The following is a 26,766-nucleotide window of genomic DNA, read 5'->3' as shown; positions in this document are numbered from 1 at the left end:
GCCAGCCGTTCCCGCCGGTCGACCCGAACACGGGCCAGCCGTACCAGCCGCCGGTTGATCCCAACACCGGCCAGCCGTTCCCGCCGGTCGATCCCAGCACGGGCCAGCCGTACCAGCCGCCGGTTGATCCCAACACCGGCCAGCCGTTCCCGCCGGTCGACCCGAACACGGGCCAGCCGTACCAGCCGCCGGTTGATCCCAACACCGGCCAGCCGTTCCCGCCGGTCGACCCGAACACGGGCCAGCCGTACCAGCCGCCGGTTGATCCCAACACCGGCCAGCCGTTCCCGCCGGTCGATCCCAGCACGGGCCAGCCGTACCAGCCGCCGGTTGACCCGAACACCGGCCAGCCGTACCCGCAGCCGGGCTACGGATACCCCGCCGGGCCCCCGCAGGACCAGTCGCAGTACCCGCACGCGCTCAACCAGATGATGCGGCCGGACCAGCCCGCCCAGCAGCAGCCGCTCCAGCCGCAGAGCACCGACAACCTCAGCTCCGAGAACCTGCTCGGCGAGCGCAAGATCGCGCCGTCCTCCGGCTGGCGGCGCGCGGTCTACAAGGCGACCGCCGGCAGCATCCACCCCGGCGAGTCGCAGAACGACCTGCGCCGCAAGGACCTCGTCGCGCGGGCGCGCACCCCCGTGATCGGCGGGCACCACCGGGTGGCCGTGATGTCGCTGAAGGGCGGCGTCGGCAAGACGACCACGACGACCGGCCTCGGCTCGATGCTGGGGTCGCTGCGCGGCGACCGGGTCATCGCGGTGGACGCCAACCCCGACCGCGGGACCCTGTCGGACAAGGTCCGGCTGGAGACCGCCGCGACCGTCCGCGACCTGCTGAACAACCGCGAGCAGATCCACCGGTACGCCGACGTCCGCGCGTTCACCTCGCAGAACGAGGCGCGCCTGGAGATCCTCGCGTCCGACCGCGACCCGGCGGTCAGCGAGGCGTTCAGCGCGGAGGACTACGCCGCCGTCGCGGTCGTTCTGGAGCGGTACTACTCGGTCTGCATCACCGACTGCGGCACCGGCCTGCTGCACTCGGCGATGGCGGGCGTGCTGAGCCTCGCCGACCAGCTCGTCCTGGTCAGCTCCCCGTCGGTGGACGGCGCCCGCTCCGCGAGCGCGACCCTCGACTGGCTGGAGGCGCACGACCACGGCCACCTCGTCCGCAACGGCGTCGTCGTGCTGTCGATGGTCCGCAACCGCACCCGCAGCCAGGTCGACCTGGACAAGCTCCAGTCCCACTTCGAGAGCCGCTGCCGCGCCGTCGTCCGCATCCCCTATGACGACCACCTGGAGGAGGGAGCCGAGGTCGAGCTGGAGCAGCTCGCCCCCGGGACCCGCGAGGCCTACCTGACCCTCGCCGCCGTGGTCGGCGACGGCTTCGCCTACCAGCGCCCGCAGACCTGACCGTCCCGCCGCGACCGGTACCGGTCTCCGCTTCTGTGCCCTTTTCTCACGTCCGCGCGCCGGATGGGTGGAAAAGTGGTCGGCCGGAGACGCTGCGTGGTCGAGGGGTGGCGGATTGGACGATCAGGAGCTGAAGGCGGCTCAGGGGAAGGTCGCGACGCGTCCCGCATGATCTGCTCCATGCGCCCCAGATGTGTCCCCCTGAACACCGGATGCCGGATTTTGGTCACAAAGACCAAGTGCGCGTGTAGTGCGGAAACGCAGTGCCTACCGGTTCTGATGTCGCCGTGTTCTGTCATAGGCCGGTAGGAGGATCGGGGTATGCAGCTCAGGTACCAGTTCCGGCTCTACCCGACCCCCGGCCAGCAACAGTCGCTGGCGCGGGCGTTCGGGTGTGCGCGGGTGGTGTTCAACGACGCACTGCGCGCACGGCAGGAGGCGCATGCGGCCGGGCTGCCGTACGTGTCGGACGGGGAGTTGTCCAAGCGGGTCATCACCCAGGCGAAGAAGACCGGCGAGCGGGCATGGTTGGGCGAGGTGTCGGCCGTTGTGCTCCAGCAGGCCTTGGCGGACTTGAGCACCGCGTACCGGAATTTCTTCGCGTCGGTGTCGGGGAAGCGCAACGGCCGCAAGGTCGCGCCGCCCCGGTTCCGGTCGCGCAAGGACCGGCGGCAGGCGATCCGGTTCACCCGCAACGCCCGCTTCACGGTCACGAAGAGTGGGAGGCTGCGCCTGCCGAAGATCGGGGATGTGCGGGTGCGGTGGTCGCGGGACCTGCCGTCCGCTCCGTCGTCGGTGACGGTGATCAAGGATGCGGCGGGCCGGTATTTCGCGTCGTTCGTGGTCGAGACGGCCGACGAGCCGTTGCCGGAGGTGGCGGCCGAGGTCGGTATCGATCTGGGATTGACGCATTTCGCGGTGTTATCGGACGGCCGGAAGATCACCAGCCCGAGGTTCCTGCGCCGCGCCGAACGCCGTCTCCGCAAGGCGCAGCAGGCGCTGTCTCGCAAGCAGAAGGGCTCGGCGAACCGCCGCAAGGCCGTTGCGAAAGTAGCGCGGCTGCATGCCCGCGTGGCGGACGCGCGGCGGGACCATCACCACAAGCTCTCCACACGACTGATCCGCGACAACCAAGCGGTCTACGTGGAGGACCTCGCGGTGAACGGTCTGGCCCGCACCCGGCTCGCCAAGTCCGTGCACGACGCGGGCTGGTCCACGTTCGTCGGGATGCTGGAGTACAAGGCGAAGCGGCACGGCCGTACCTTCGCGAAAGTCGACCGGTGGTTCCCCTCGTCCAAGCTGTGCTCGGCGTGCGGGGCTGTGGCCGAGTCGATGCCGCTGAGCGTCCGCGTGTGGGCCTGCCCATGCGGCACGGTCCACGACCGCGACATCAACGCAGCCGACAACATCCTCGCCGCCGGACGGGCGGAGAGACAAAACGCCTGCGGAGGGACCGTAAGCCCCGGCCGCCTAGCGGAGGGCAGGACCCGGTGAAACAGGAAGCCACAGAAGTGCCACGCACGCGGCACAGGCTGAATCCCCGGCCTTCAGGCCAGGGAGCGCGTCAAATCGTCCACAAGGAACAGAGAGACCCCGTCCCGACCGTCCTGCCGTACTCGATGATCGTCGGCCAGGAGGAGCTGCGCTCGGCCCTGGAGATCGCCTACGTCGCGGACGCGGTCGGCGGCGTGCTGGCGACCGGGCAGCGCGGCACCGCGAAGACCACCACGGTCCGCGCGTTCACGCGGATGCTGACCGACGAGCTCCCGGTCACGCTGCCGATCGGCGCCACCGACGACCGGGTGCTCGGCGGCTGGAAGATCGACAAGCTGATGAAGGGGGACCCGGAGCCTCAGGACGGGCTGCTGCTAGAGGCGTCCAGGTCCAAGGCCGGCATCCTCTACATCGACGAGGTCAACCTGCTCGACGACTACCTGGTGAACATCATCCTGGACGTCGTGTCCACGGGCGTGCTGAACGTCGAGCGCGACAACCTCGCGGCGAAGGCGGTCCCCGCGCGGTTCACGCTGGTCGGCACGATGAACCCGGACGAGGGCAGCCTGCGCCCCCAGCTGCTCGACCGGTTCGGGCTGGTCGCCGAGGTGCGGCCGGAGAACGACGCGGACCGCCGCGCCGAGATCATGGACGCGGTGCTGACCTTCCAGGACGACCCTGACTCCGCGCGGGTGGCTGAGGCGAGACGGCGCGACCTGGAGACGCGGGAGGCGCTGGCCGCGGCGAAGGAGCGGGTCGGGCAGGTCCGCTTCGCCGAGGGCGTGCTCGCGGGCTGCGCGCGGGTCGCGAAGGAGTTCGGGCTCGCCGGGCACCGCGGCGAGCTGGTGCTGGCCTGCGCGGCGCGTGCCGCGCGGCCCTCGACGGCGTGCCGGAGGTCACCGCCGCGCATGTCGCGCAGGTCGCCCGGCCCGCGCTGGTGCACCGCAGGTCGAGCGACGATTCCGGACGGCTGCCGGAGTGGGGCCCGGAGCAGACCGAGCGGGTCGTGGCACGGCTCCAGGGGACGTGAGGGTGGGCACGCTCGACCGGGTGCGCACGCTGCTGAGCTGCCTGGCGGCGGAACCCCGGCTGGGCGGTGTGCTGTTCCACGACCTCGACCCCTTCCTGCTGGCCCCGCTGGCGCGGCTGCTCACCGGCGCCCTGCCGGAGTCCCCGGCGACCGTGGTGCTCGGCCCGGGTTCCGCGGACGAGGGCCTGTGGGTCCGGATGCGGCCGGACGGGGACGCGCTGCGCCTCGCGCCGGGGCCGCTCGCCGCCGCCGGCGGCGCGGTGGTGCTCGTCCCCGACCTCGGGCAGGCCGACCCGGCGGTGGCGCGGTGGCGGAGGACGCGCTGCGGCGGGTCGTCGACCTGCTGCCGCCCGGCCCGAGCAGGCGGCGCGACCTCGCGCTCGCCCGGATCGCGCGGGCGGTCGGGGGCTTCGCGGGAGCGGCGGAGACCGGGGCGGCGCACGTCGACGAGGCGGCGGGGCTGCTCGGCATCGCGGTGGCGGGCGGCGGGCCCGGCGCCCCTCCGGCCTCGGAGCCGCCACCGCACGGGACGGCGCCGCTCGCGCCCCGCCGTCCGGAACCGGAACCGCCCGCGGCGGGCGCCCGTGTGGAGGCGACCGCGCCCGGGGCCGCCCGGCGGGTGGTGACGCGGACCGGGGAGCCCGTCACGCTGCCGGACGCCGCGGCGGCCGGCCCGTGGCCGTATCCGGAGGACGATCCCGGCGCGCTGTCGCGGATCGGCACGCTGCGGCCGCCGCCCGGCCGCCGGACCCGGGCGGGCCGGCTGCGCGGCCGCCCGGTCGGGGTGCGCCCGGCGTCCGGTCCCCGCGATCTCGCGATCGTCGCGACCGTGGTGGAGGCGGCGAAGTTCCAGGCGGTCCGGCGGGCGCACCGGCCGGACGCGCCGCCGGGGCTGCTGATCAGCCCGGCCGACCTGCGGCGCCCGCGGCGCGCCGCCGAGCCGGGGGCGGCGCTCGTCCTCGTCCTCGACCACTCCTGCTGGCGGCACTGGGACCGCGGCCCGGCCTCGCCGCGTTCCTGCGCGCGGCCCACCGCGACGACGCCGCCGTCACCGTGATCGAGTTCGGCCACCGGGACACGCCCGGAGAGCTGGCCGCCGTCGCTACCGGGCGCGGACGCTGCTTGACCCGCGGCTGCCGGTGTCCCTGCGGCGGCGCCCCGGCCGCGCCACCCCGCTCGCGCACGGGCTGGACCTCGCGGACCCGCGCCGGCGTCCAGCGGGTTGAGGGACGGGATGAGCTCGGGGTCCGTTGTGAGGTCCCGCAGCAGCTGAGCGGTCTCCGCGCGGACCCACGGGTCGTCGCTGCCGTGCAGCAGGCGGAGCGCCTCCGACCGTTCCGGCTCGGCGAAGTCGGTGTTCCGCAGGATCAGGTACTCGCCGTCCGGCTCGTGCAGGCGGCCCCACAGTCCCGGGTCGGCGGCGACCGCGCGGATGCCGAGCCGGATGACCCGCGCGGAGAACCGGTCGGCCCGCTGCTGACGTGCCGGCCCAGGAACACCTTTCCCATGCTCCCGGCGCCGAGCACCTTGAGCAGCCGGAACTTGCCGAGTTGGACGGGGGCGCCCGGGTCGAGTTCGCGCACGGCGCCCCTATGCGGGCTCTGCGGGAGAGACGTCGAAGATCATGGAACCCCCGTTCCGAATCGCCATGACCTGGCAGGACGCCCGAGCATCGCATCGCGACCCCGGTCGCTTGGCGTCATACGGCACAGATGGCCACATCGGGTCACGGAATGTGATCAAGTACAACCGGATCGTGGTCACGCGCGTCCCGGGCCGCCTCTCAGGGAACGCACCGCGCTAACGTTGCGGTCCGTGGACGGTGTGTACGTGGGGAAGGCGGGGCCGGACGCGGCCGGCGACCGCGGATGGCTGCTCGGTCACTTCAAGCCGTCCGGCGACCTCCGGTACAGCGAGGACGTCGAGATCAAGTGGGGCGTGCACCCCCGAGGCGAGCGCCGCGCCGAGTGGACGAACGGCGAGAAGCGCACCGCCCTCCTCGTCCTCATCAGCGGCCGCTTCCGCATGGAGTTCCCCGAACGCGACGTCGTCCTCAAGGAACAGGGCGACTACGTCGTCTGGGGACGCGGCGTCGATCACTCCTGGGAGGCCGAGGAGGAATCGATCGTGATGACCGTCCGCTGGCCCTCGATCCCCGGCTACCGCGTGGAACCGCCCGCGGCCTCAGGATGAAGTCGGGATATGCGGTCGAAGGACCAGGGTGCGCCCGCTATCGTTGGCGATGGTCACCAGGAGAGTTCGCATAGTGGACTAGTGCAGGCGCCTTGAAAGCGCCCAGGGCTGGGGACAGTCCTCGTGGGTTCGAATCCCACACTCTCCGCTGTGTTTCCCAGGGGGAGCGCCCCCCTGGAACCCCCCGTCACGACGCAGGGCATGCGTGCTGCGCTTGCTCCGCGCGCCTGCCCGTAACCCCGGCTGAGCTTCAAGCCCCAAAGGGGTTGATTCGTGCCATTCCCGGGAGCTGGGGTTCGGGGGTGGGTGTGGGGGTGTGCGTGACGAAACGGTCCGTCTGGGGCGGAAGGCATCCGTTACCCTCTTCGGCATGTCGCAGACACCGCAGGATCCGGCAGGTACGACGCACCAGTTCCAGAACTTCGCCAATCAGGCGCAGCCGGAGAAGTCCGGCCCCAATGTCGGCGTGATCGTGGGCATCGTCGCCGTGGTCGCCGTCGTCGCGATCCTCGCGGTCGCGCTCATGATGATGTGACGCTCAGCGTCCCGAGTCGGAGAAGTGCTGGTAGTCCTTGGCGCCGCTCCACTCGCCGCCCCATCCCCAGCCGATCGAGGCGAACGCCTTGACGACCTTGTCATCGGCGTGGATGACGCCCGGGTCGTCGTTCTTTCGGTTCTTGTACTTGGCGCAGTCCTTGTGGGCGGTGCGCCCGTCCGCGTAGACGTAGGGGTTCTCGCACGGGTTGATGTCCACCGCGAGGCCGTACGCGTGCTGGGAGAACGAGCTCGACCCGGTCGCCTGGCGGCAGTTGAACGCCGAGGTGTTGTCGGCCTCGATGGAGTCGAAGTCGCTGCCCTTGTACTTGTCGACCGGCTCCATGCGCTTGATCGGGTAGCGCATCGTGTAGAGCTTCTTGAACACCTTGACGAGGTCGTCGGCCGCCCTGGCGTTGACGACGAGGCGCCCGCCGGTGTGCGGCTTGTCGTCCATCCCCCAGTAGGTCATCTCGATCATGCGGAGCCCGGACGGCGCCACCGGGCAGCCCTTGCGCCAGGAGTGCTTCAGGTCCTTGGCGGTCACCTTCTTGACGGTCGCCTGGAAGCCCTGCTTCGTCGGGGACGGGGAGGGCGGGGCCGCGGACGGGGCGGACGCCGTCGGCGGCGTCGCGGGCGGTGCGGTGGCGTCGCCCCCGTCGTCGGAGCCGCGGCCACATCCGGCCGCGACGATGGGCACGGCCAGCAGCGCGGTCAGGAAAGTCGCGGTTCGACGTGTGCCTCTACCTGGCATCTTTGCAGCATACGCAGTCGGCGGAGGGCCGAGGATTCGCTACCGTGCGTTTGAAGGCGCGCCCGCCGGAAAGGGGCCGGGACGGACGGGCCGTGATCGATTACCTGCCGTTGGGCATGGCGTCCGGCGGCGTCCGGTCCCAAGGGAGCCGGGATGGCGGAGTCTCACGAGAGGGACCTCCCAAGCCTCGAAGACGAGATCTTCGCGGTGGCGCACAGCGTGGAGGTCGAGCCGGCGGCGCACGCGCAGCCGCGGCTGCGGACGGACAAGGCGCACGATCTCGCCGAGCGGGCGCGGGCGTACCTCGGCAGGGACGTCAAGGCGCTCGCGGCGGGCTTCGGCATGTTCGTGTTCGTCGACGCCGTGATGATGTACGCGCCGCTGATGATGAGCCGCCGGCCGAGCCTGCTGCCGCAGTTCATCACGCTGCTGGTGCTGGCGTTCGGGCTCGGCGGCCTGCTCGTGTGGAAGGTCGGCGGGCGGTGGCGAACGTTCGGCGTCGGGATGATGCTCGCCTGGACGTTCCTGACCCTGGTGTCCGTCGGCTTCCTGACCGGGGTGACCGTGCCGCTCTAGGAGGGGCCGAGCCGCTTGCGCACGAGGCTGAACGCACGCCCGATGGCTTCGAGGTCCTCGGGCTCGATGACGTCGATGAAGAACGTCCGGACCGTCTCGACGTGGTCGCGGGCGGCGCGTTCGAGCGTCGCGAAGCCCTCGTCGGTCAGCTGGGCGAAGACGCCGCGCTTGTCGTTGGGGCAGCTGTCCCGCTTGACCAGGCCCTTCTTCTCCAGGCGGGAGCAGGTGTGCGACAGGCGGCTGCGCGACTGGCTGGCGTTCTCGGCGAGCTCCGCCATCCGCAGCCGGCGGCCGGGAGCCTCCGACAGCCGGACGAGGATCTCGTACTCCGACACCGACAGCCCGTGCCTGGTCTTCAGGTCGCGGTCCATGGCCTCGGTGAGCCGGACGCTGCCGTCCACATACGCCCGCCAGTCGCGCTGCTGGGCGGCATCGAGCCAGCGAGGTTCGCTCATGTCGGAAGTATAGAACACATGTTGAAGATTCAACTAAGCCAGGCTATTGTCACGGTATCAGGACACCGCGGATCCGCCCGCGGAAATAGTTGAAGCATCAACTACGTTGCCCAGGGCAGACCCGAACGAGGGGAGAGCCCGATGCCCGCCGTGATCGCCGACCCGCTGACCCTGCCCCGCCTCCCGCTGCTGCCCGAGGGCGGCACCGGCTGGCGCCGCGTGGCGAAGGTCGTGACCGCCAAACGCCAGCTCGAAGGCGAGGGATTCGAGGTCAGGCGCCCGTTCCCGGGCATCGACCTGTCCCTGGCCGACCCGTTCCTGCTCCTCGACCACATGGGCGCCGTCGAGTACGCGCCGGGCGAGGCGAAAGGCACCCCGTGGCATCCGCACCGCGGGTTCGAGACCGTCACCTACATCATCGACGGGGCGTTCCAGCACCAGGACCCCACCGGCGGCGGCGGCCTCATCGCCGACGGCGCCACCCAGTGGATGACGGCCGCGTCCGGCATCCAGCACATCGAGCAGCCGCCGCCCGAACTCGTCGCCAAGGGCGGCCTGTTCCACGGCATACAGCTCTGGGTGAACCTGCCGCGCGCCCAGAAGTGGGTCCCGCCGCGCTACCAGGACATCGAGGCCCGCGACGTCAAGCTGCTGGCGTCCGACGACGGGTCGTCCCTCGTCCGCGTCATCGCCGGATCCGTCGCCGGTCATGACGGCCCCGGCGTCACCTACACGCCGATCAACTACCTGCACGCGACCGTGGCACCCGGTGCGCGTCTCGCGCTGCCGTGGCCGCACGACTTCAACGCGCTGGTCTACGTCCTCTCCGGGCGCGGGACGGTCGGCGTCGAGGAGGCCGGCCTGGACGAGGGGCAGCTGGCCGTCCTCGCCGGTTCCCACCACAAGGGCGACGGTGACGGCATCGTCGTCCGCGCCGCCGGCGGCCAGCCGCTCGCCAGCGCGAACGGGTGGGAGATCCTCATCCTCGGCGGCCTGCCGATCCGCGAGCCGATCGCCCGGTACGGCCCGTTCGTGATGAACACGCGCGACGAGATCATCCAGGCGTTCGAGGACTTCCAGGCCGGACGCATGGGCACGGTCCCCGCCGACAAGGTGCCCCACCGGTCGTCGGAGGACGAACCGCTCGCCTGAGCGGTTCCGCGCTCCCGGTCGCGGTGGTGGTGCCGCGACCGGGTTCTCCTTGCCGGGTTCGCGTGACGGGGGGAGAAGGCATGCGCTAGTGTGTTCGAATAGTCGAACAGAGATTCGACTGACGATGTTCGGACGCGCTCGCCCGGGGAGGCGGCATGGTGGCGACGGCCATGAGGGGAGCCGAGGCTCCCGCGCGCTGCGGGCGGCGCCGGGGGCCCGCGACACGCCGCAGCGTTTTCTACGCAAATCTACGGCCGCAGCTATATCGCCTCATAGAGTCCGAGAGCGTGGACCCCGTGCGCAATCCCTATGCCCCTGGCGCCGGGCAGCGCCCTCCCGAGCTGGCCGGCCGCGACCGCGAGCTCCGGCAGTTCGAGGTCGTGCTCGAACGCGTGGCCCGGGGCCGTCCCGAGCGCAGCATGATCGTCACCGGGCTGCGCGGGGTGGGCAAGACCGTGCTGCTCAACGCGTTCCGGTCGATGGCCATCCAGCGGCTGTGGGGGACGGGCAAGATCGAGGCCCGGCCCGACCAGTCGATCCGGCGGCCGGTCGCCTCGGCGCTGCACCGCGCCGTCCGGGAGCTGGCGCCCCGGCACCGCGCGCCCGACCGCATCGAGGAGTTCCTCGGCGTGCTCAAGGCGTTCGCGCAGGCCGAGCCGGAGCCGTCCGGCAAGGGCAAGGCGCGGGCGCACCGCTGGCAGCCCGGTATCGACGTGCCCGCCACCCGGGGCCGCGCCGACTCCGGCGACCTGGAGATCGACCTCACCGAGCTGTTCGTGGACGCCGCGTCCGTCGCCACCGACGTCGGCGTCGGCATCGCCCTGTTCGTCGACGAGATGCAGGACATCCCCGCCGACGACGTGTCCGCGCTGTGCGCCGCGTGCCACGAGCTGTCGCAGGTCGGCGGCCCGCTGATCGTGGTGGGGGCGGGGCTGCCGCACCTGCCGGCCGTCCTGTCCGCCAGCAAGTCCTACTCCGAGCGGCTCTTCCGGTACGCCCGCATCGACCGGCTCGACCGCGAGTCGGCCGACGTCGCCCTGCTCGCCCCGGCCGAGCGCGAGGACGTCACCTTCACCAAGGACGCCCTCGACGCGCTGTACGGCGCGGCCGACGGCTACCCCTACTTCGTCCAGGCGTACGCGAAGGTCGTCTGGGACGTCGCGCCCGACACCCCGATCACCGCCGACGACATCAAGGTCGCCGCGCCCGAGGCGGAGAGCGAGCTCGCCGTCGGCTTCTTCGGGAGCCGGTACGAGCGCGCCACGCCCGCCGAGCGCGACTACATGCGCGCCATGGCCATGCTCGGCGACGACCCGGTGCCCACCGCGTCCGTCGCGGACGAGCTGGGCCGCAAACCGTCCAGCCTGTCTCCCGCCCGCGACGGGCTCATCAAGAAGGGCCTCATCTACAGCGCCGAGCGCGGCCTGGTGGCGTTCACCGTCCCGCACTTCGGCAAGTTCCTCCGCTCCCAGCCCGCCTGACTACCGCCCATCGAGCTCTCTAGCGAGAAAGCTAGAGAGCGGTAGAAAGCTGCATCGAACACCGTCGTCCGGTGAGTATTCGGCTCTCTAGCGACCACCCTAGAAAGCCGTAGATTCCACTCGCCCGCCGTCTGCTTTTCTCTAAGTCTTTCTAGGGAAATTCCTAGAAAGACGTAGAGAGTCGAACTCGTGACCCGGGGTAGGACCCGCCCGGGTGCCCGTGAGCGGGCGCGCATCTCGGGGGGAACCATGACAGACCGATTCCGCGGCCAGAACCTGGACAGCGAGTTCACCAGCGAGGACGAGAACATCGCCTGGGACGCCGAGCACGACGAACCACCGATGCAGGAGGAACAGGACGAGGAAACGCAGCGTCCCGAGACCGACGAGGAGTCCCGCGCCGACTGGTGATCCACCCGATCGCAGGACTGTCTAACCGGTTATCGGACGTATCCAAGAAACCGCTAGACGGCCGCAGAGACCACGGGCCGCGCGACCCCGGACCGGACGACCCGGTCGCGTTCGGCGGTCGACACCGCGAACACGATCTCCGCGTCCCGCTCGTCCACCCGGGCCGGGAAGACCACGAACCGCCAGCAGCCCTCCCGCCACACGTCCAGCGGCACGGCGCTCGCGATCACGTTCTCGTGCTCGGCCCACGCGGGGCTCGCGTGGAGGGTCGCGTACGTCTCCCGCATCGGGCTGCGGCGCCGCTCGCACGGGACGGCCGCGCGCTGCCCGAGCCCGGCCAGCTCCGCCAGCTCGGGGGACAGGGCCGCGAACAGCGCCAGCTCCAGCGCGAACACCAGCCCCACCTGCACCTGGGCGTCCCGGAGCACGTCCACGCCGGCCAGCGGCGCGCCCAGCGACGCGATCGCCGCGCACGTGAACAGCACGGCCCGCAGCACGCTGCGGCGGTCGACCCTCTTGCTGCTCAGCGCGCCGAAACACCCGCACCCGGCGTCCGGCCGCCCCACCCGCAGCTCGCCGACGACCCACGTCGCCGCGGCGAAGGCCACCGTCGTCGCGAGCCGGACCGACAGGTGCGACGTCACCAGCAGCGCCAGCCCCAGCAGGCCCTCGCCCACACCGAGCCCGACCGTCATCCCCCGGCTGCGCCGCAGCGCCGTCAGCCGGGCGGCCCCCGCGGGCACCGGCACGCCGTGCACGTGGTCCGGCACGTCCGCCGCCCGCTCCCGGACCGTCAGCTTCGCCAGGCACGCGGCGAGCAGCACCGCCGCCAGCAGCAGCACCTGCGTGTTCTGGAACGCCGTCACCATTCCGCTTCCACCCCCCGTGGCACGTGCGGCCGGACGGCCGCGTTGAAACAGCCGGCCTCCAGCTCGCCGCCGAGCCCGGCGAACGCGGCCGGCGTCAGCTCGACGATCCGGCCGCGCGGCGACGCGGCGCACTCCACGCACCGGTCGCAGAACCGCGCCGCCGCGCACCCGCACTCGATCACCGGCAGGGTCGCGGACCGCCCCCGGCACTCGTTGCGGACGGTCACCTCCCCGCCCAGCGACAGGTACGGGAACGGCACGCAGGCGGACGGGGCGTCCGCGCATCCCCCGGCGTCCCCCTCGGAGTCGACCGCCGGGTAGGACGCCCCGTCCCGAACCTCCCCCTCCGTGGTGCCGAACCAGGTCGCCGTCCCGTGCAGGACGTCCGGCACGGGCTTCGCCGCCTCCGGCGCGGTGAGGTCGTCCACCCGGTACCCCGGCTGCGACGTGCCCGGCCGCACCGCCTGCGGCCCGCCCGGCGACCGGACGCAGATCACGTCGAACAGGTAGCCGGGCTCCAGCCGCGGATGCCGGACGAGCACCCGCTCGCGGGCGTGCGGGGGGATCGCCACATGGGCGCGCCCCCGGTGGGGGCCCATGTCCACCTCCACGGTGTCCCGCCCGCACGCCAGGATCGTGCCCCCGACCCGCCCGATGCCGACCCATACCTTCTCGGCGACGGACGAGCTCTTCCGGACGACCACCGGACGGCCCGGCCGCAGCGCGGCGGGGCCCCCGCGCCCGCCGTACCAGACCGCCGTGTCCTCGCGCATCGCGAGGCGTACCTCCGCCCCGTCCGCGTGCAGCACGAGCAGGTGCGGGCTCGCGTCCAGGACGACCCCGCTCAGCCCCCGCTGCGGACGCTCCGCGTCCGGACGCGGAGCAGAACCGAACACCGCCTCGCGGCGGCGCTGACGCTGGGTGGGCGACATCGCGACTCTCCGGAATCGATCATCGTCACGCTGGGCAACCGGTGTTAGGACAGTGAGTCAAGGGTCGCCGGGCCATGACTGGGCTGTCGACGGATTTGTCGCCATAAGTCAGCCTGCGGAGGACGTCTGATCTACCTCGGTTGAAGATTATGCACTGGTTGACCCGGAAATATCGTTCCTGTAGACCCAGAATTACGATCGCCCTGGGATCGTCGTGAATACCGGGAGTGCGCACGGCCGGGAGCGCGCGCTCCACAACCCCTGGTCCGGTGGTGGTGGTGAACGGGACGCGGCACGAGGAGTTCCGGACGTACGTCGCGGAACGCGGCCCCGTGCTGCTCCGCGCCGCCACCCAGCTGACCAGCGACCGCGCCGAAGCCGAAGACCTCCTCCAGGCGGCCCTCGCCAAGACCTACCTGGCCTGGGACCGCATCGAGGACCGCTCCGCCGTCGACGGCTACGTCCGCCGCGCCATGGTCAACACCCAGATCTCCTGGTGGCGCCGCCGCAAACTGGACGTCTACCCGACCGACCAGCTCCCCGACCGCCCCGTCGAGGACCACACCGACCGCAGCGAGATGCGCGACGCCCTCACCCGCGCCCTCCGCCGCCTCCCCGAACGCCAGCGCCTGGCCGTCATGCTCCGCTACTACGAAGACATGTCCGAACGAGAAATCGCCGAAGTCCTGGGCGTCAGCGTAGGCACGGTCAAATCCACGGTCTCCAGAGCAATGGCCCGCCTAAGAGAGGTGTATTAGCTGTGTTAGCCCAGGAGGGCGACCCCCTGGAACCCGCCCTGTAGCCCAGGGGGATCGCCCCTCTGGGTGAGCGCAGCCCCCTGGCCAACACAGTGCTGGGGACCACTCTGAGGGTCTTCTTAGTGGGTTGCAGGGGGTCGTCAGGGTGGGGTGGCGCTGCGAGAATCCGGCTTAGGCGGCTGTTTTGGCTGGAGGCGTGTCGTGTACAGCACCATGCAGGATTTTCCGCTGACCATTACGACGATCATGAAGTACGGGGCCGGGGTCTTCGGGGAGGCCGAGGTCGCGACGTGGACCGGGGGCGGGGCTCGGCGGCGGACGTACGCCGAGGTCGGGGAGCGGGCGGCTCGGCTGGCGGGGGCGCTGCGCGGGCTCGGGGTGGACGGTGACCAGCGGGTCGCCACGTTCATGTGGAACAACGCCGAGCACCTGGAGGCGTATCTCGCGGTCCCGTCGATGGGCGCGGTCCTGCACACGCTGAACCTGCGGCTGTTCCCCGACCAGCTCGTCTACATCGCGAACCACGCCGAGGACCGGGTGGTCATCGTGGACGGGTCGCTCATCCCGCTGCTGGCGCCGGTGCTGCCGCAGCTGAAGACGGTCCGGCACGTGGTCGTGGTCGGCGGGGGCGACACCGGGCCGCTGGAGGGGGCCGGCAAGGAGCTGCACGACTACGAGGGGCTGCTCGCCGCGGCGCCCGCGGAGTTCGAGTGGCCGGACGTCGGCGAGGACTGGGCCGCCGCGATGTGCTACACGAGCGGGACGACCGGCAACCCGAAGGGTGTCGTTTACTCGCACCGGTCGGCGTACCTGCACTCGATGGCGACGTGCACGGGGAACGCGATGGGGCTGAGCGCGTCCGATGTCGTGATGCCGGTGGTGCCGATGTTCCACGCGAACGCGTGGGGGCTGCCGTACGCGGCGCTGATGGCGGGTGCGTCGCTGGTCATGCCCGACCGGTTCCTCCAGGCGGAGCCGCTCGTCCGGATGATCGAGGCGGAGCGTCCGACGGTGGCGGGTGCGGTGCCGACGATCTGGGCGGACGTGCTGCGCCACACGAAGGAGCACGGGTCGGACCTGAGTTCGCTGCGGCTGGTGCCGTGCGGCGGGTCGGCGGTGCCCGAGTCGCTGATGCGCGGGTTCGACGAGATCGGTGTGCGGATCGTGCAGGCGTGGGGGATGACGGAGACGTCGCCGGTCGCGACGGTCGCGCATCCGCCGCCGAAGGCGGAGGGCGAGGACGCCTGGCGGGCGCGGGCCACCCAGGGGCGTGTCCTCGCGGGGCTGGAGATGCGGATCGTCGGGGACGGCGACGCCGTGGTGCCGAACGACGGAGAGTCGGTCGGGGAGGTGGAGATCCGCGGGCCGTGGATCACCGGCGCCTACCACTTGGACGAGGACCCCGGGAAGTTCCACGACGGCTGGCTGCGCACGGGCGATGTGGGGACGCTGTCGCCGGACGGCTTCCTGATCCTGACCGACCGGGCGAAGGACGTGATCAAGTCCGGCGGGGAGTGGATCTCGTCGGTGGAGCTGGAGAACCATCTGATGGCGCACCCGGACGTGGTCGAGGCGGCCGTGGTCGGGGTGCCGGACGACCGGTGGCAGGAGCGGCCGCTCGCGTCGGTGGTCGTCCGGGACGGGGCGCAGGTCTCGGCGGAGCAGCTGAAGGAGTTTCTCGCAGGGCGTATCGCGAAATGGCAGCTCCCGGAGCGGTGGGCGTTCATCCCCGAGGTCCCCAAGACGAGCGTGGGCAAGTTCGACAAGAAGGTGCTGCGCCGCAGGTACGCGGACGGTGAGCTGGAGGTCCGGCGGGCCGACTGAACCCGGCGGGGCCCTGACCGGATTCTGACGCCGAGTCATTCCGCTCGTGGTCACTCAGAGATGTCGACTCTCTCCGAGGTGTTACCTTAAAGGGGATTTCGGTGGATGAGTGGTGCGGATGGGGTTCGCGGGTGTATCCAAGGTGGGCTGAATGTCCGGATGGCCCTCAGTGGGGCCGGCCCCGCATGCCGCTGCCGGGAGCGTGAATGCCCAGGTTGTCGACCTCTGCGCACTCAGCCGACCGCACGCTGGTCAAAGGGCTGAGTGACGGCGACGAGGCTGCGCTGGCCGCACTCTATGACGAGTACGGTGAGCGCCTTTACGATTACGCACTGTCGATGTCGGGAGACGGGAAAACCGCCGCCGACATCGTGCACGACACGTTCATCGACGCCTGCCGCCGCGCACCTCGTATGCGCGATCACCTGTACCTGAGTTCCTGGCTTTACGGTGCGGCGCGGCGGCGGTGCGTCCGGCGGGGCCGCGCGAAGGTGCTGTTCTGGGACCGGGACGCCGAGTTCTCCGAGACGCCGTTTCTGGACCGTGCCGAACCGGACGGCCCGGTGCCGGAGTGGCCGCCGGCGGAGGAGCTGCACGAGCTGCTGCGCGGGTCCCTGGCCCGGCTGGCGCCGGTCGACCAGGAGGTCGTGCTCCTGGCGTTCCGGCACGGGCTGCGCCCCGCCCGGCTCGGCGCGACGCTCGGCCTGTCGGCGCGGCGGGCCGCGATGCGGGTGCGCAGGGGACGGGCGGAGCTGGAGGCCGCGCTCCAGCGGGAGCTGGACCGTGCCGGGCGCGCGTGCGCCGAGGGCCGTCCGGAGGAGGAGGTCCCGGCCACGGCGATCCCGGTCCTCGCCGCCCGGGGCGCGGTGGTGCGGGACGAGGAGCCGCCCGTACCGGAGAAGGCGGAGGGCAGGGGGCGCAGGCGCGCGTTCCGGCGGCGCGGGGAGGACTCCCCCGCCGACCCGTCCGCCGAGCTGCACGCCGCCGGGTGCGCCGGCTGCCGGCGCCGGGCCCGGGTGACCGCCGCCGCGCTGCTGCGCCGGGCGCCCGCGCCGATCCTGCCGGCGGCGCTGCGGCACCGCGTCATGCACACCGCGACGGACCCCGAGCTGGCCGGCTACCGCGCCGACATCGCGGCGCGCGGCGGGACGCTCACCCCGTCCGGCCTGCCGAGCCAGCCGGACGTGCCGTCGCCGTTCACCCGCCGGTGGCTGTTCACCGGGGGAGGGATGGCGGGCGCGCTGGCCGCCGCCCTGGTCGCGGTGTTCGTGATGGGGCCCGGCATCAGCGGGAACACGCTGTCGTGGCCGCCGTTCCGCACGCATCCGCAGCCGTCGATCACGCAAGAGAAGCCGCACGACGGCCCGTCCCGCGGCAAGGAGGGGCCGGAGGGCACGGGCGGCGGCGCGCAGGGGCGTCCCGCCCAGCCGCCGCCGAACCCGCAGACCGGTGGCGGGCCGGGGCAGTCGCAGGAGGCGTCGCCGTCCCAGCCGCAGCCGACGAATCCGCCCGAGAAGCCCGGGGTCCTCGTGGTGAACCCGGAGAAGGTGGAGCTGTACGGGACGAAGACGGCGAAGGTCGACCTGGCGGCGGAGAGCGGTCCGGTGACGTGGACGGCGATGACGTCGTCCAACCAGCTGATCCTGTCCGATACGCAGGGCGGGATGCAGGAGGACGGCAGGATGCGGCTGACGCTCACCCTGCGGACGGCGCTGATCGGCCTGCCCGGCCAGGGGACGATCACGTTCACCGACTCCGAGGGCGCGTCGCATGAGGTGAAGGTGCTCTGGGGCGCGTCGATCCTGTGACGGCTCAGCCGTCCGCGGCGGGCCGCTCCCCCAGGTGGTCCCGGATCGTCTCCAGGTGCTCGCCGAGCGAGGCCTGGACGCGGGCCTCCATCGCCCGCGCGATGAACGGCTCGACGACCATCTTCACGAGGGGCCGCATCCGGCGCACCACGGCGGCGATCTCGCGGATCTCGTCGCCGTCCGGGACGGGCTGCTCCTTCAGCCGGTCGAACACGTGCTCCTCGACGAGGCCGACGAACCGGCCGGCGATGACGTCGCAGTCGTCGCGGATCTGCCCGGCGATGTCGAGGACGGCGCCGAGCGGGATGCCCGCGGCGACGAGCTCCGCGCCGACGTGCAGCAGCCGCGGGCTCGGCACCCGGAACGCCTCCCCGTCCGGTTCGATCAGGCCGAGCTCGACGGTGCGCTCGACCATCCGGGCGACCTCGTCCTCGTCCAGCCCGGTGCCGAACTTCTCGACGAGCTCCTCGTAGGTGGCGGTGCCGGGGATCTCGTCCGACCACGGGTCGGTGAGGACCTTCTCCAGCCCGAGGACGTCGCCGACGTCCTTGCCGGTCTCCCACGCGGACAGCAGGTCCTTGATGATCGCGAACGTGTAGCCGCGGCCGAGCAGGTTGCCGATCAGCCGGAGCCGCGCCAGGTGCGAGTCGTCGTACAGGCCGACCCGGCCGGCGAGGCGGGGCGGCGGCAGCAGCCCGCGGTCCTGGTACGCGCGGATGTTGCGCACCGTGCTGCCGGCCAGCCGCGCCAGCTCGTCGATCCGGTACTCGCTCATGACAGGCGTGATCTTACCCCCGCACCATTGTGACATTGATCGATGGCACATAGGGTCGGCGCATGGCGGACGACATCGAGGAGACCCTCCTCGGCGGGCCCCTGCGCTACACGCGCACGGAGGTCGAGGACCTCTCGGGCGTCCCGGACGAGTACGCGCGCCGCATCTGGCAGGCGCTCGGATTCCCGGCGCCGCCCGACGACGAGGTGGCCTTCACCGACGGCGACGTGGCCGCGCTCCGCGAGATCCGCGACCTGCTCGGCCACGCGATGGTGAACGAGGACATGGTCCTGCAGCTCGCCCGCGCCGTCGGGCAGACGATGGGGCGGCTGGCGAGCTGGCTCGGCGACGTCTGGTTGCAGCGGCTCGGGGAGGAGCCGTCCGGCGAGCCGATCACGCCCGAGGTGGTCACCGCGGCGCTCGCCGCGACCGAGGAGCTGCGCCCGGCGTTCGAGCGGCTGCTGCTGCACGGCTGGCGCCGCCAGCTCACCGCCGCCGGGATGCGCGCCGCGGCGACGACGGCGTCCGCGCGGTCCGACCCCGCGGCGGGCATCGCGCAGCTCGCCGTCGGGTTCGCCGACGTGGTGTCGTTCACCCGGCTGAGCCGCCGCCTGAACGGGGAGGCGCTGGCCGCGTTCGTCGAGAGCTTCGAGGCGTCCGCCGCGGAGATCGTCGCCGACCAGGGCGGCCGGGTGGTGAAGACGCTCGGGGACGAGGTGCTGTTCGTCGCGTCCGACCCGTCCGCCGCCGCCGAGATCGGGCTGCGCATCGCGGAGCGGTTCGGCGAGCCCGACGGCCCGAAGGTGCGGGTGGGGCTCGCGTACGGCGAGGTCATCCAGCGGCTGGGCGACGTCTTCGGCACCCCGGTCAACCTGGCCGCCCGCCTGACCTCCACCGCCTACCCGGGAACGGTCCTGGCCGACTCCGGCCTTGTCTCGGCCCTGCCGTCCGGCGGGTATGACATCTCCGGTCTGCGCCCTCGTCCTCTCCAGGGGCTGGGCCGGGTCAAGCCGTACCTTCTGCGTCGCAACGGTGGATGAGGTCGCATGGACGAACCGCTGGTTCGCGGCGCGCGGCATCGACTGGATGCCGTTCGAGAACGATGACATCGTCATCGACCTCGTCTGCGGGCCGGGCGACGACGGCCACTGGCGCGGCTGGTTCATGGTCCGGGTGCGGGCGGACGCCCTGCGGCGGCTCGGGCTGCATCCCGACCAGCCGCTGTCGCGCCGGGTCGGCCCGTCCCCGCCCGGCTGGTGGCACGCCGCCGCGGAGCGGGCCTTCCGGGACGGGCGCCGCCGGGGCTAGGCGGCCGCGGTGGCCGCGTCGAGGTGCTCGGTCATGCGCTGCAGGGTGCCGCGCAGGTCGGCCAGCTCGGCCGGGCTGAGGCCGGTCGAGCCGAGCATCCGCCGCGGCACGTCCAGCGCCCGCGTCCGCAGGGCGGCGCCCTCGCCGGTGAGGTGCACCGAGACCGAGCGCTCGTCCTCCCGGCTCCGGCGGCGCTCCACCAGCCCGGCGGCCTCCAGCCGCTTGAGCAGCGGTGACAGGGTGCCGGAGTCGAGGCGGAGGCGCTCGCCCAGCCGCTTGACGGTGAGCCCGTCGGTCTCCCAGAGGACGAGCATCGCCAGGTACTGCGGGTAGGTGAGGCCCAGGTCGCGCAGGACGGTGCGGTAGAGCGCGTCGAACGCCCGCGACGTCGCGTGCAGCGCGAAGCAGACCTGCGCGTCCAGCTTCAGGTGGTCGTCGAGCGTTCCTGTCATGCCCCCAGTCTACGTTTGCGCCGATTGAGTTGCCCGCAATCGAAACCGGGCGGAATGCGGCCGATCTTGGACAGAGATCTACATGGCCGCCGGACGGCTCGTTAGGATCTCGCCATGGCCGCCGGCATCGACGACTCGGTTCCGCACTCCGCCCGCATCTGGAACCACTGGATCGGCGGCAAGGACAACTATCCGATCGACCGCGAGATGGGCGACCGGATCGCGGAGAGCTACCCGCAGATCAAGAAGCAGGCGATCGCCGACCGCGCGTTCATCGGCCGCGCCGTCCGGTACCTCGCGCAGGACGAGGGCGTCCGGGACTTCCTCGACATCGGCACGGGCCTGCCCACCGTCGCCGCGCCGGAGGCCGCCGGGACCAGGAGCCGCACGCCCTAGCGGCGACCGGCCGCTACAGCTCCGTGGAGATGTGCGGGGACAGCGCGCGGAGGAAGTCCGGGGCGTCGAAGATCGCGCCCGCGGAGGCGACGCCGGCGGTGCGGGTCCGCCCGGTGAGGACGCGGTCGACCGCTTCCACGGCGAGCGGGGCGGTGACGGCGTAGATGTCCTGCCCGCTCGCCATTGCGCGCCGCTCCTCGCCCCCCGACCGCAGGACGACGTCGACGAGGAAGGTCTGCGCGGACCGTCCCCGCTCGTCGACTGCGGTCGGCGCCGGCGTGTCCGGGGACGAGATGTCCCTGGCCGCCTCGACCACGGCTCGTCGGTCGCCAACGCGGTCGCCCGCCGCCTGGTCGTCCCGCCGCACCGGGCCGGCGGGCAGGCCCAGTTCGTCCCCACCCCGGTGCCCGCCCAGGACGACCACCCGCTCGCCGCCCTGCTCCCCTGGGTGATCGAGCGGCTGGACCAGCCGCTGACCGTGGAGGACCTCGCCCGCCAGGCACGGATGAGCTCCCGCCATCTGGGCCGCCATTTCAAGGCGGTGACCGGCACCACGCCGTTGCGATGGCTGCTGACCCAGCGGATCCGCCACGCCCAAGAACTACTGGAGAAGACCGACGACGGTATCGACGCCATCGCGGCGTCCACCGGCATGGGCACCGCCACGACACTGCGCCGCCACTTCAACCGGACGCTCGGCGTGCCTCCCGACACTTACCGCCGCACTTTCCGCACCCGGTCCGGCGCGCAGGGACCCACCGGACCTGCTTTGCCATAATGCTTGCATTTGGCAAAAGTCTCCGCGCAGATCGCTAAATAAAGTCACTCCGCAGCGACGAACACGTCTTGTAAATCCCGCTCTGACCAGCCTAAAGTCAAGGCATGGGACGGGTGTTCTCCACCGACCAGGTCCCGCCGCAGGAGCGACTCGCCTATTGGCACGAGGTCATCTGCAGAACCTTCATCCAGCTCGATGTCGCACAGGCCGGCGGCGGGGCGTTCCGTGGCCAGGTGCGCGACCATGACATCGGACCCGTCCAGGCGACCCGCATCCTCACCGACCCGATGACCGCCGAGCGCGGAAACCGGCACCTGCGGTCCCTGGAAGAGCCCGAGTGCCTGCTCGCCGTGCAGCTGCACGGCCGGACCATCGCGCAACAGGACGGCCGTCAGGCCATCCTCGCACCCGGCGACATGACCCTGTTCGACAGCACCCGCCCCTACCGGGTGGACTTCCAGGGGCGCCAGTTCGATCACCTGGTGCTGCAGTTCCCGCGCACGGCCCTCGAGGACCGGGGTATCGAGACGAGAGCGGTCACCATCCGGCGGATCGCGATGGATTCTGCGCTCGGCCGGCTGGTCACGCCGTTCCTCCTCAACGTCGTGCAGGTCGCGGACACCCTCGACCCGGAGACCGGGGACCGGCTCGCCGGCATGTCGCTCGACCTCATCGCGACCGCCCTCGCGTCCGTCTCCGGCGTGGAGCGGCCGCCCGCCTCCCCGGGAGAGGAACTGCTGCGCCGCGTCCGGCTCTACATCGGCCTGCACCTGTCCGATCCGCGGCTCGCACCGCCGAAGGTCGCCGCTGCCCACAACATCTCGCTGCGCCAGCTTCACCGGCTGTTCGCCCGCGAAGGCACCACCTTCGGCCGGTGGGTACGGGAGGAGCGGCTGAACCGATGTTGCGAGGATCTCGGCGACCCGCGGCTCGCCGGACTCCCCATCGCCGAGATCGGCGCGCGCTGGGGCTTCCCGGACGCGTCCTCCCTCAGCCGGTCGTTCCGCGCCCGGTACGGCGTCAGCCCCAGCGAATACCGCCGCGCCGCGGCCCTGGAACCGGTCCCGGACGCCGCCGGTGGTCCGGACCTGCGGGCCCATCGCCTCGCCGGCCCGGTGGCGGACGGCCCGGCGTCCCCCGTGAGGCCGGCGGGCCGCGGCGGACGGCCTGCCCTCGTTACAGGTGCTCGATGAACCATCGGGCGGCCACGGCGGCCGTCTGCCGCCGGACGTCGGCGTCCTCGTAGAGGGTCAGGTGCGTGGAGCGGGGCACGACGTGGAACTTCTTCCGCGGTCCGGGGATCTGCTCGAACGCGTCCGCGGCGAGGTCCCAGTGGGTGTGGTCGTCGCCCTCGGCGACGCACATGAGGGTGGGGGTGGCGACGAGCCGGGTGAGGAAGGGGCGGACGCTGTAGGCGAGGAGCATCTCGGTCGACCGGGCGGTAGCGCTCCCCTCGTACGCCGGGGCCTCCGACGCCCTGATGCGGGCGAACGTCCCGCGGCTGGCAGGGAAGGGGAAGGTGCCGACGGCGCCGAGCTCGACGGGCTGATGGTCGATGTAGGTGTGCTCGCCGGTCTGGAAGAGCGTGGTGCGCGCCTCCTCCAGGGCCCGCAGGAGGGCGCGGAAGCTCACCGTGCCATGGGAGAGGCGCAGGTTGTCCCAGCCGTCGATGACCGGGACCACCGAGCACACGGCACGGACGCGCGGGTCGATCGCGCCCAGGATGAGGACGTGGCCGCCGCTGTAGGAGATGCCCCAGGCCCCGATCCGGTCCCCGTCGATGGCGTCGTCGGCCTGGAGGTAGGAGACCGCGTTGCGGTAGTCCTCGATCTGCCGCCAGGGGTCGATGTGGCGCCGCGGCTCGCCCGTGCTGCCGCCGAAGTGGCGGTAGTCGATGACGAGGGCGGCCAGGCCCGCCTCCGCGAAGACCTCGGCGAACAGCGGCTGGGCCACCTCCTTGACGTAGCACCATCCGCCGGCGAGGACCACGGCGGGATGGGGGCCGGGGCCGTCCGGCAGGTAGAGCAGCCCGCTCAGGCGCTCGCCCTCGCTGGGGACGGTGACCTCCTGCGGCTCTGGCATTCCTTCTCCTCGATCGTCGGGGCGGACCATTCTTGATCTATGCGGTCATGTGTACGAATGATGAACATATCCCATGGCCGGCGACCGGGGCCGTCCGACGTCCTGCCGGGTCATGGCCGAGCCGCCGCACCCTTGACACGCGCGCGGCGGATTTTCATAATACGTACCTATGTTCACGAATCGCACAGAGGAGGCGACCATGAACGGCCCTCCGGTCCGGATCGGCCTGTGCGGGCTCGGCAGCATCGGCCGCGCGGCCGCCCGCCTGCTGCTGGAGCACCGAACAGGATTCGAGATCATCGGGGCGGCGACCAAGGAGCCCGAGGCCCTGGGCCGCCCGCTCCACGAGGTCGTCGGGTCCTCCGTCCCCGGCGGGCCCGCGGTCGTGGGCGACATGGAGGAGGTCCTGGCCGCGGCGCCGCAGGTGATGGTCTACGCGACGGGCTCCTTCCTGAAGGAGACCGAGGACGACATCGCCGACTGCGCGTGGGCGGGCGTCAACGTCGTCTCCCCCTGCGAGGAGCTGGCGTTCCCGTTCAACCGCTACGCCGAGGCGGCGGCGCGGATCGACGCCGCGGCGCGCAAGGGCGGCGCGTCCGTCCTCGGCACCGGGGTGAACCCGGGCTTCCTGTTCGACTCGCTGCTCGTGGCCGCGACCGGCGTGTCCTGGGACGTGCGCTCGATCCGCGGGCGGCGCGCCGTGGACGTGTCCGGCTTCGGGGAGAACATCCACCGCCGTCTGGGCATCGGCTACACCCCCGAGGAGTTCGACGAGGGCCACCGGACCGGCGCGATCGCCGGCCATGTCGGGTTCCCCGAGTCGATCGAGCTCGTCTGCGAGCGCCTCGGGCTGTGGCTGGACTCGCCGGTGTCGGAGGTGTTCGAGCCGTTCGTCGCCGCGACCCCCGCCCCGACCCGGTACGGGCACGTGGCCGCCGGGCGCACGGAGGGCTTCCTCCAGCGGGCCGTCGGGCACGTCGGCGGCGACGTCTTCATCGAGATCGAGCTGATCCTGCACCTGCGGCCGGAGGAGGCCGGGTTCGCGACCGTCGACGAGCTGACCATCGACGGGCAGCACACCGTGAACCTCACGCTGTCGCCCGGCATGGACGCCATTCCGGCCACCTCGGCGCAGCTGGTCAACAGCATCCCCGGGGTCCTGCACGCGGCGCCCGGCCTGCGGACCGTGAAGGATCTGCCGGTCGCCGCCGCCTGGCACGACCTGCAAAACCACCCGTTTCGGTGAAGTGAGCTTCCATGACCCAAATCGCGTCGCCCCCGCACCCCCCGGAAGGGTCCTTCAGCGGCCTTCCGATCGGTGAAGCGGACCTTCCCTCCGCCCATGAGCTCTACCGCGGCATGTCGATCGTGCGCGCCGTGGAGCTGGAGATCGAGAAGATGCACCGGCTCGGACGCATGTCGGGCTCGTTCCATTCCTCGCTGGGACAGGAGGCGGCGGCCGTCGGCGTCTGCTCGGCCCTGCGCGCCGGTGACATGGTCACCAGCACGCACCGCGGGCACGGGCACGCGCTCGCCAAGGGCGTGCCGATCGAGGGCGTCTTCGCCGAGCTGTTCGGCCGCTCGGCCGGGGTGAGCGGCGGACGCGGCGGCTCGATGCACCTGCACCACCGGGCCAGCGGGTTCCTCGGCGAGAACGCCATCGTCGCGGGCGGGCTGCCGTGGGCGGCCGGCGCGGCGTGGGCCCGCAGGCGCCGGGGCGGCGACGACATCGCGGTCGCGTTCATCGGCGACGGCGGCTTCGCGCAGGGCGTCACCCACGAGACGCTGCTGCTCGCGCGGTTCTGGAAGAGCCCGTGCCTGATCGTCTGCGAGAACAACGGGCTGGCCCACTCGATGCCGTCCGACCGCCTGTTCGGCGCCCCGGGGACCATCGCCCGCACCGTCGAGGGCGCCGGGATCACCTCGCGCTACGTCGACGGACGGGACGTGATCGCCGTCGCGCAGGCGGCCCGGGAGCTGGTCGCGCACGTGCGGGCGGGATCACCGGCCTTCCTGGAGTGCGGGGTGTTCCGCGTCCGGCCGCACAGCCTCTCCGATCCCGACTACCGGTACCGGCCCAAGTCGGCCGGCCGGGACTGGATGGCGCTCAACGACCCGATGGCCAACCTCCGGACGAGGCTGGAGCGCTTCGCCGGCAACCAGGTCGCGCGGATCGACGCTGAGGTGGCCGCGGACGTCGACGCGGCGCTGGCCCGCGCGGAGGCCGGGCCGCGGCCCCCCGTGACCGAGGCGAAGTCGTTCGTCTACACCTCCCCGGAGCTGCAGAACCATGCGTGAGGTCAAGTACGCCGAGGCGGTCCGCGCCGCCTTGGAGGCCGAGATGGAAGCCGACGAGAACGTCGTGATCATGGGGGAGGAGGTCGGGCCGCTGGGCGGGGTGTTCACCGTCACCCAGGGTCTGATCGACCGGTTCGGGGAGCACCGGGTGCTGGACTCGCCGATCTCCGAGGCGGGCGTGGTGGGCTTCGCGATCGGGGCGGCGGCCGAGGGCATGCGGCCGGTCGTCGAGATCATGTTCTCCGACTTCGTGCTGCTGGCGCTCGACCAGATCGTCAACCTCGGGGCGAAGATCCGCTACATGAGCAACGGGCAGTTCAGCGTGCCGCTGACCATCCGGATGCCGGGGGGCGGGGGGACCAACCACGGCCCGCAGCACTCGCAGAGCCTGGAAAGCCTGTTCGCGCACGTCCCGGGGCTGGTGGTGGCGATGCCCAGCAACCCGTCGGACGCCTACTGGATGCTCCGGGAGGCTATACGTTCCGACGATCCCGTGATTTTCTTGGAAAGCAAGAACCTGTATTTCCGCACGTCGGGGGACATCGACACCCGCACCGGGCCCGAGGGGTTCGCGGCGAGCGTCGTGCGGCCGGGGGACGACCTGACCGTCGTGACCGCCGGCCGGATGGTCGAACGCTGCGTGCAGGCGGCGGAGGAACTCGCCGCAGAGAACGTGGCGTGCGAGGTCATCGACCTGCGTTACCTGTGGCCCCTGGACACCGCGTCGGTCGAGGCGTCGCTACGGCGGACGGGGAAGCTCGCCGTGGTCCACGAGGCCGTCGAGTTCTGCGGCTGGGGCGGGGAGGTGGCCGCCTGGGCCGGCGAGCACTGCTTCGAGAGCCTGGACGGGCCGGTCGTCCGCGTCGGGGCCGAGCGCGTGCCCATCCCATTCGGCCACGCGCTGGAGGACGAGGTCGTGCCCACCACCGAACGCATCGTCGCCGAGCTGCGCAAGCTCGCCACCTACTGATCGTCGCCGCGGCGACCTATGAGC

Annotated in this window: 27 protein-coding genes, 1 tRNA gene and 2 pseudogenes; 21 read left to right on the top strand and 9 right to left on the bottom strand. The window is 71.9% G+C overall.

The genetic code is table 11. The features are described from left to right. Positions 1–1,412 (top strand): AAA family ATPase (locus tag ABGB11_RS40450; RefSeq protein ID WP_347640888.1); only part of this gene is annotated, 1,412 nt, incomplete at its 5' end. A 215-nt stretch (positions 1,413–1,627) separates the two neighbouring features. Here ABGB11_RS40450 and ABGB11_RS40445 read toward each other — a convergent pair. Continuing rightward, positions 1,628–1,711, bottom strand: a pseudogene (locus ABGB11_RS40445) (IS200/IS605 family transposase); the annotation flags it as partial. A gap of 22 nt (positions 1,712–1,733) precedes the next feature. On the opposite strand from ABGB11_RS40445, the gene ABGB11_RS40440 reads away from it, so the two are divergent. From ABGB11_RS40440 to ABGB11_RS40420, 5 genes are all read left to right on the top strand, one after another. Next, positions 1,734–2,906, top strand: a complete 1,173-nt coding sequence (locus ABGB11_RS40440; RefSeq protein ID WP_347640887.1) for a transposase — start codon at positions 1,734–1,736, stop codon at positions 2,904–2,906. A gap of 125 nt (positions 2,907–3,031) precedes the next feature. Further along, positions 3,032–4,993, top strand: a complete 1,962-nt coding sequence (locus tag ABGB11_RS40435) for an AAA family ATPase (RefSeq protein ID WP_347640885.1) — start codon at positions 3,032–3,034, stop codon at positions 4,991–4,993. 758 nt (positions 4,994–5,751) lie between these two features. Next, on the top strand, positions 5,752–6,129 hold the full coding sequence (locus tag ABGB11_RS40430) for a signal peptidase I (RefSeq protein ID WP_347640883.1): 378 nt from the start codon (positions 5,752–5,754) through the stop codon (positions 6,127–6,129). Positions 6,130–6,188: 59 nt separating this feature from the next. Next, positions 6,189–6,277 (top strand) — tRNA-Ser (locus ABGB11_RS40425). A gap of 222 nt (positions 6,278–6,499) precedes the next feature. Then, a complete protein-coding gene (locus ABGB11_RS40420; protein ID WP_347640882.1) occupies positions 6,500–6,664 on the top strand; it encodes a hypothetical protein in 165 nt (54 codons plus the stop codon). 3 nt (positions 6,665–6,667) lie between these two features. On the opposite strand, the gene ABGB11_RS40415 is transcribed toward ABGB11_RS40420, so the two are convergent. Beyond that, positions 6,668–7,417 carry a M15 family metallopeptidase gene (locus tag ABGB11_RS40415; protein WP_347640880.1) on the bottom strand — a complete coding sequence of 250 codons (750 nt, stop codon included), beginning with the start codon at positions 7,415–7,417 and terminating at the stop codon, positions 6,668–6,670. A gap of 153 nt (positions 7,418–7,570) precedes the next feature. Here ABGB11_RS40415 and ABGB11_RS40410 point away from each other — a divergent pair, with 153 nt between their 5' ends. Continuing rightward, positions 7,571–7,993, top strand: coding sequence for a hypothetical protein (locus ABGB11_RS40410; protein ID WP_347640878.1), 423 nt, complete (start codon positions 7,571–7,573; stop codon positions 7,991–7,993). On the opposite strand, the gene ABGB11_RS40405 is transcribed toward ABGB11_RS40410, so the two are convergent. Next, the gene (locus tag ABGB11_RS40405; RefSeq protein WP_347640876.1) at positions 7,990–8,448 is read right to left on the bottom strand and encodes a MarR family transcriptional regulator; all 459 of its coding nucleotides are present in this window, start codon (positions 8,446–8,448) and stop codon (positions 7,990–7,992) included. The two genes, ABGB11_RS40410 and ABGB11_RS40405, sit on opposite strands and share 4 nt — an antisense overlap. Positions 8,449–8,589: 141 nt before the next feature. Here ABGB11_RS40405 and ABGB11_RS40400 point away from each other — a divergent pair, with 141 nt between their 5' ends. The 3 genes from ABGB11_RS40400 (at position 8,590) to ABGB11_RS40390 (ending at position 11,492) form a co-directional block, all read left to right on the top strand. After that, on the top strand, positions 8,590–9,600 hold the full coding sequence (locus ABGB11_RS40400) for a pirin family protein (protein ID WP_347640874.1): 1,011 nt from the start codon (positions 8,590–8,592) through the stop codon (positions 9,598–9,600). 287 nt (positions 9,601–9,887) lie between these two features. Beyond that, positions 9,888–11,081, top strand: coding sequence for an ATP-binding protein (locus ABGB11_RS40395; RefSeq protein WP_347640873.1), 1,194 nt, complete (start codon positions 9,888–9,890; stop codon positions 11,079–11,081). 249 nt (positions 11,082–11,330) lie between these two features. Then, positions 11,331–11,492, top strand: coding sequence for a hypothetical protein (locus tag ABGB11_RS40390; RefSeq protein WP_347640871.1), 162 nt, complete (start codon positions 11,331–11,333; stop codon positions 11,490–11,492). Positions 11,493–11,545: 53 nt separating this feature from the next. Here ABGB11_RS40390 and ABGB11_RS40385 read toward each other — a convergent pair whose 3' ends face one another. After that, on the bottom strand, positions 11,546–12,361 hold the full coding sequence (locus ABGB11_RS40385) for a MauE/DoxX family redox-associated membrane protein (RefSeq protein WP_347640870.1): 816 nt from the start codon (positions 12,359–12,361) through the stop codon (positions 11,546–11,548). Further along, positions 12,355–13,293 (bottom strand): hypothetical protein, encoded by a 939-nt coding sequence (locus ABGB11_RS40380; RefSeq protein WP_347640869.1) that lies wholly within the window; start codon positions 13,291–13,293, stop codon positions 12,355–12,357. The genes ABGB11_RS40385 and ABGB11_RS40380 overlap by 7 nt, the downstream gene beginning before the upstream one ends. Positions 13,294–13,571: 278 nt before the next feature. Here ABGB11_RS40380 and ABGB11_RS40375 point away from each other — a divergent pair, with 278 nt between their 5' ends. The 3 genes from ABGB11_RS40375 (at position 13,572) to ABGB11_RS40365 (ending at position 17,683) form a co-directional block, all read left to right on the top strand. Next, on the top strand, positions 13,572–14,051 hold the full coding sequence (locus ABGB11_RS40375) for a SigE family RNA polymerase sigma factor (protein WP_347640868.1): 480 nt from the start codon (positions 13,572–13,574) through the stop codon (positions 14,049–14,051). Between the two features lie 201 nt (positions 14,052–14,252). Beyond that, positions 14,253–15,875 (top strand): long-chain fatty acid--CoA ligase, encoded by a 1,623-nt coding sequence (locus ABGB11_RS40370; RefSeq protein WP_347640867.1) that lies wholly within the window; start codon positions 14,253–14,255, stop codon positions 15,873–15,875. A 206-nt stretch (positions 15,876–16,081) separates the two neighbouring features. After that, on the top strand, positions 16,082–17,683 hold the full coding sequence (locus tag ABGB11_RS40365; RefSeq protein ID WP_347640866.1) for a sigma-70 family RNA polymerase sigma factor: 1,602 nt from the start codon (positions 16,082–16,084) through the stop codon (positions 17,681–17,683). Positions 17,684–17,687: 4 nt separating this feature from the next. Here ABGB11_RS40365 and ABGB11_RS40360 read toward each other — a convergent pair whose 3' ends face one another. After that, positions 17,688–18,458 carry a MerR family transcriptional regulator gene (locus ABGB11_RS40360; protein ID WP_347640865.1) on the bottom strand — a complete coding sequence of 257 codons (771 nt, stop codon included), beginning with the start codon at positions 18,456–18,458 and terminating at the stop codon, positions 17,688–17,690. A gap of 62 nt (positions 18,459–18,520) precedes the next feature. Between ABGB11_RS40360 and ABGB11_RS40355 the strand changes: the two genes are divergently transcribed. Together ABGB11_RS40355 and ABGB11_RS40350 are read left to right on the top strand one after the other, a co-directional pair. Further along, positions 18,521–19,498 (top strand): adenylate/guanylate cyclase domain-containing protein, encoded by a 978-nt coding sequence (locus ABGB11_RS40355; RefSeq protein ID WP_347640864.1) that lies wholly within the window; start codon positions 18,521–18,523, stop codon positions 19,496–19,498. Continuing rightward, positions 19,491–19,766: a hypothetical protein gene (locus ABGB11_RS40350; protein ID WP_347640863.1), complete on the top strand. Its 276-nt coding sequence runs from the start codon at positions 19,491–19,493 to the stop codon at positions 19,764–19,766. The genes ABGB11_RS40355 and ABGB11_RS40350 overlap by 8 nt, the downstream gene beginning before the upstream one ends. Here ABGB11_RS40350 and ABGB11_RS40345 read toward each other — a convergent pair. After that, positions 19,763–20,218: a MarR family transcriptional regulator gene (locus ABGB11_RS40345; RefSeq protein WP_347640862.1), complete on the bottom strand. Its 456-nt coding sequence runs from the start codon at positions 20,216–20,218 to the stop codon at positions 19,763–19,765. The two genes, ABGB11_RS40350 and ABGB11_RS40345, sit on opposite strands and share 4 nt — an antisense overlap. Positions 20,219–20,332: 114 nt before the next feature. Between ABGB11_RS40345 and ABGB11_RS40340 the strand changes: the two are divergent. Further along, a pseudogene (locus ABGB11_RS40340) lies at positions 20,333–20,569 on the top strand (SAM-dependent methyltransferase); the annotation flags it as partial. A 58-nt stretch (positions 20,570–20,627) separates the two neighbouring features. Here the strand turns inward: ABGB11_RS40340 and ABGB11_RS40335 are convergent. Beyond that, a complete protein-coding gene (locus ABGB11_RS40335) occupies positions 20,628–21,038 on the bottom strand; it encodes a hypothetical protein (protein WP_347640861.1) in 411 nt (136 codons plus the stop codon). On the opposite strand from ABGB11_RS40335, the gene ABGB11_RS40330 reads away from it, so the two are divergent. Both ABGB11_RS40330 and ABGB11_RS40325 read left to right on the top strand, forming a co-directional pair. Then, positions 21,018–21,392, top strand: a complete 375-nt coding sequence (locus ABGB11_RS40330) for a helix-turn-helix domain-containing protein (protein WP_347640860.1) — start codon at positions 21,018–21,020, stop codon at positions 21,390–21,392. The genes ABGB11_RS40335 and ABGB11_RS40330 overlap by 21 nt on opposite strands. Positions 21,393–21,496: 104 nt before the next feature. Beyond that, entirely contained in the window at positions 21,497–22,585 is a 1,089-nt protein-coding gene (locus tag ABGB11_RS40325; RefSeq protein WP_347640859.1) for a helix-turn-helix domain-containing protein, read from the top strand. On the opposite strand, the gene ABGB11_RS40320 is transcribed toward ABGB11_RS40325, so the two are convergent. Then, entirely contained in the window at positions 22,569–23,474 is a 906-nt protein-coding gene (locus tag ABGB11_RS40320; RefSeq protein WP_347640858.1) for a CocE/NonD family hydrolase, read from the bottom strand. The genes ABGB11_RS40325 and ABGB11_RS40320 overlap by 17 nt on opposite strands. 199 nt (positions 23,475–23,673) lie before the next feature. On the opposite strand from ABGB11_RS40320, the gene ABGB11_RS40315 reads away from it, so the two are divergent. The 3 genes from ABGB11_RS40315 to ABGB11_RS40305 are packed head-to-tail and all read left to right on the top strand — an operon-like array spanning position 23,674 to position 26,742. Beyond that, positions 23,674–24,720, top strand: a complete 1,047-nt coding sequence (locus ABGB11_RS40315) for a hypothetical protein (protein ID WP_347640857.1) — start codon at positions 23,674–23,676, stop codon at positions 24,718–24,720. Between the two features lie 11 nt (positions 24,721–24,731). After that, entirely contained in the window at positions 24,732–25,772 is a 1,041-nt protein-coding gene (locus tag ABGB11_RS40310) for a thiamine pyrophosphate-dependent dehydrogenase E1 component subunit alpha (protein ID WP_347640856.1), read from the top strand. Beyond that, positions 25,765–26,742: an alpha-ketoacid dehydrogenase subunit beta gene (locus tag ABGB11_RS40305; protein WP_347640855.1), complete on the top strand. Its 978-nt coding sequence runs from the start codon at positions 25,765–25,767 to the stop codon at positions 26,740–26,742. The genes ABGB11_RS40310 and ABGB11_RS40305 overlap by 8 nt, the downstream gene beginning before the upstream one ends. Positions 26,743–26,766: the final 24 nt, after the last annotated feature.

The organism is Actinomadura sp. B10D3 (assembly GCF_039871695.1).
GTDB lineage: Bacteria > Actinomycetota > Actinomycetes > Streptosporangiales > Streptosporangiaceae > Spirillospora > Spirillospora madurae.
Note: the sequence above shows the minus strand (reverse complement) of the source record. Positions and strands in the feature narration are given on the sequence as shown.

What these genes read in the sequence shown, in the direction of transcription:
- ABGB11_RS40440 (WP_347640887.1), top strand. Translation starts at nt 1,734, where the DNA reads ATGCAGCTCAGGTACCAGTTCCGGCTCTACCCGACCCCCGGCCAGCAA.
- ABGB11_RS40380 (WP_347640869.1), bottom strand. Translation starts at nt 13,293, where the DNA reads ATGTCGCCCACCCAGCGTCAGCGCCGCCGCGAGGCGGTGTTCGGTTCT.
- ABGB11_RS40360 (WP_347640865.1), bottom strand. Translation starts at nt 18,458, where the DNA reads ATGAGCGAGTACCGGATCGACGAGCTGGCGCGGCTGGCCGGCAGCACG.
- ABGB11_RS40410 (WP_347640878.1), top strand. Translation starts at nt 7,571, where the DNA reads ATGGCGGAGTCTCACGAGAGGGACCTCCCAAGCCTCGAAGACGAGATC.
- ABGB11_RS40415 (WP_347640880.1), bottom strand. Translation starts at nt 7,417, where the DNA reads ATGCCAGGTAGAGGCACACGTCGAACCGCGACTTTCCTGACCGCGCTG.
- ABGB11_RS40390 (WP_347640871.1), top strand. Translation starts at nt 11,331, where the DNA reads ATGACAGACCGATTCCGCGGCCAGAACCTGGACAGCGAGTTCACCAGC.
- ABGB11_RS40405 (WP_347640876.1), bottom strand. Translation starts at nt 8,448, where the DNA reads ATGAGCGAACCTCGCTGGCTCGATGCCGCCCAGCAGCGCGACTGGCGG.
- ABGB11_RS40400 (WP_347640874.1), top strand. Translation starts at nt 8,590, where the DNA reads ATGCCCGCCGTGATCGCCGACCCGCTGACCCTGCCCCGCCTCCCGCTG.
- ABGB11_RS40385 (WP_347640870.1), bottom strand. Translation starts at nt 12,361, where the DNA reads ATGGTGACGGCGTTCCAGAACACGCAGGTGCTGCTGCTGGCGGCGGTG.
- ABGB11_RS40320 (WP_347640858.1), bottom strand. Translation starts at nt 23,474, where the DNA reads ATGCCAGAGCCGCAGGAGGTCACCGTCCCCAGCGAGGGCGAGCGCCTG.
- ABGB11_RS40355 (WP_347640864.1), top strand. Translation starts at nt 18,521, where the DNA reads ATGGCGGACGACATCGAGGAGACCCTCCTCGGCGGGCCCCTGCGCTAC.
- ABGB11_RS40365 (WP_347640866.1), top strand. Translation starts at nt 16,082, where the DNA reads ATGCCCAGGTTGTCGACCTCTGCGCACTCAGCCGACCGCACGCTGGTC.
- ABGB11_RS40315 (WP_347640857.1), top strand. Translation starts at nt 23,674, where the DNA reads ATGAACGGCCCTCCGGTCCGGATCGGCCTGTGCGGGCTCGGCAGCATC.
- ABGB11_RS40305 (WP_347640855.1), top strand. Translation starts at nt 25,765, where the DNA reads ATGCGTGAGGTCAAGTACGCCGAGGCGGTCCGCGCCGCCTTGGAGGCC.
- ABGB11_RS40310 (WP_347640856.1), top strand. Translation starts at nt 24,732, where the DNA reads ATGACCCAAATCGCGTCGCCCCCGCACCCCCCGGAAGGGTCCTTCAGC.
- ABGB11_RS40345 (WP_347640862.1), bottom strand. Translation starts at nt 20,218, where the DNA reads ATGACAGGAACGCTCGACGACCACCTGAAGCTGGACGCGCAGGTCTGC.
- ABGB11_RS40435 (WP_347640885.1), top strand. Translation starts at nt 3,032, where the DNA reads ATGATCGTCGGCCAGGAGGAGCTGCGCTCGGCCCTGGAGATCGCCTAC.
- ABGB11_RS40325 (WP_347640859.1), top strand. Translation starts at nt 21,497, where the DNA reads ATGGGACGGGTGTTCTCCACCGACCAGGTCCCGCCGCAGGAGCGACTC.
- ABGB11_RS40420 (WP_347640882.1), top strand. Translation starts at nt 6,500, where the DNA reads ATGTCGCAGACACCGCAGGATCCGGCAGGTACGACGCACCAGTTCCAG.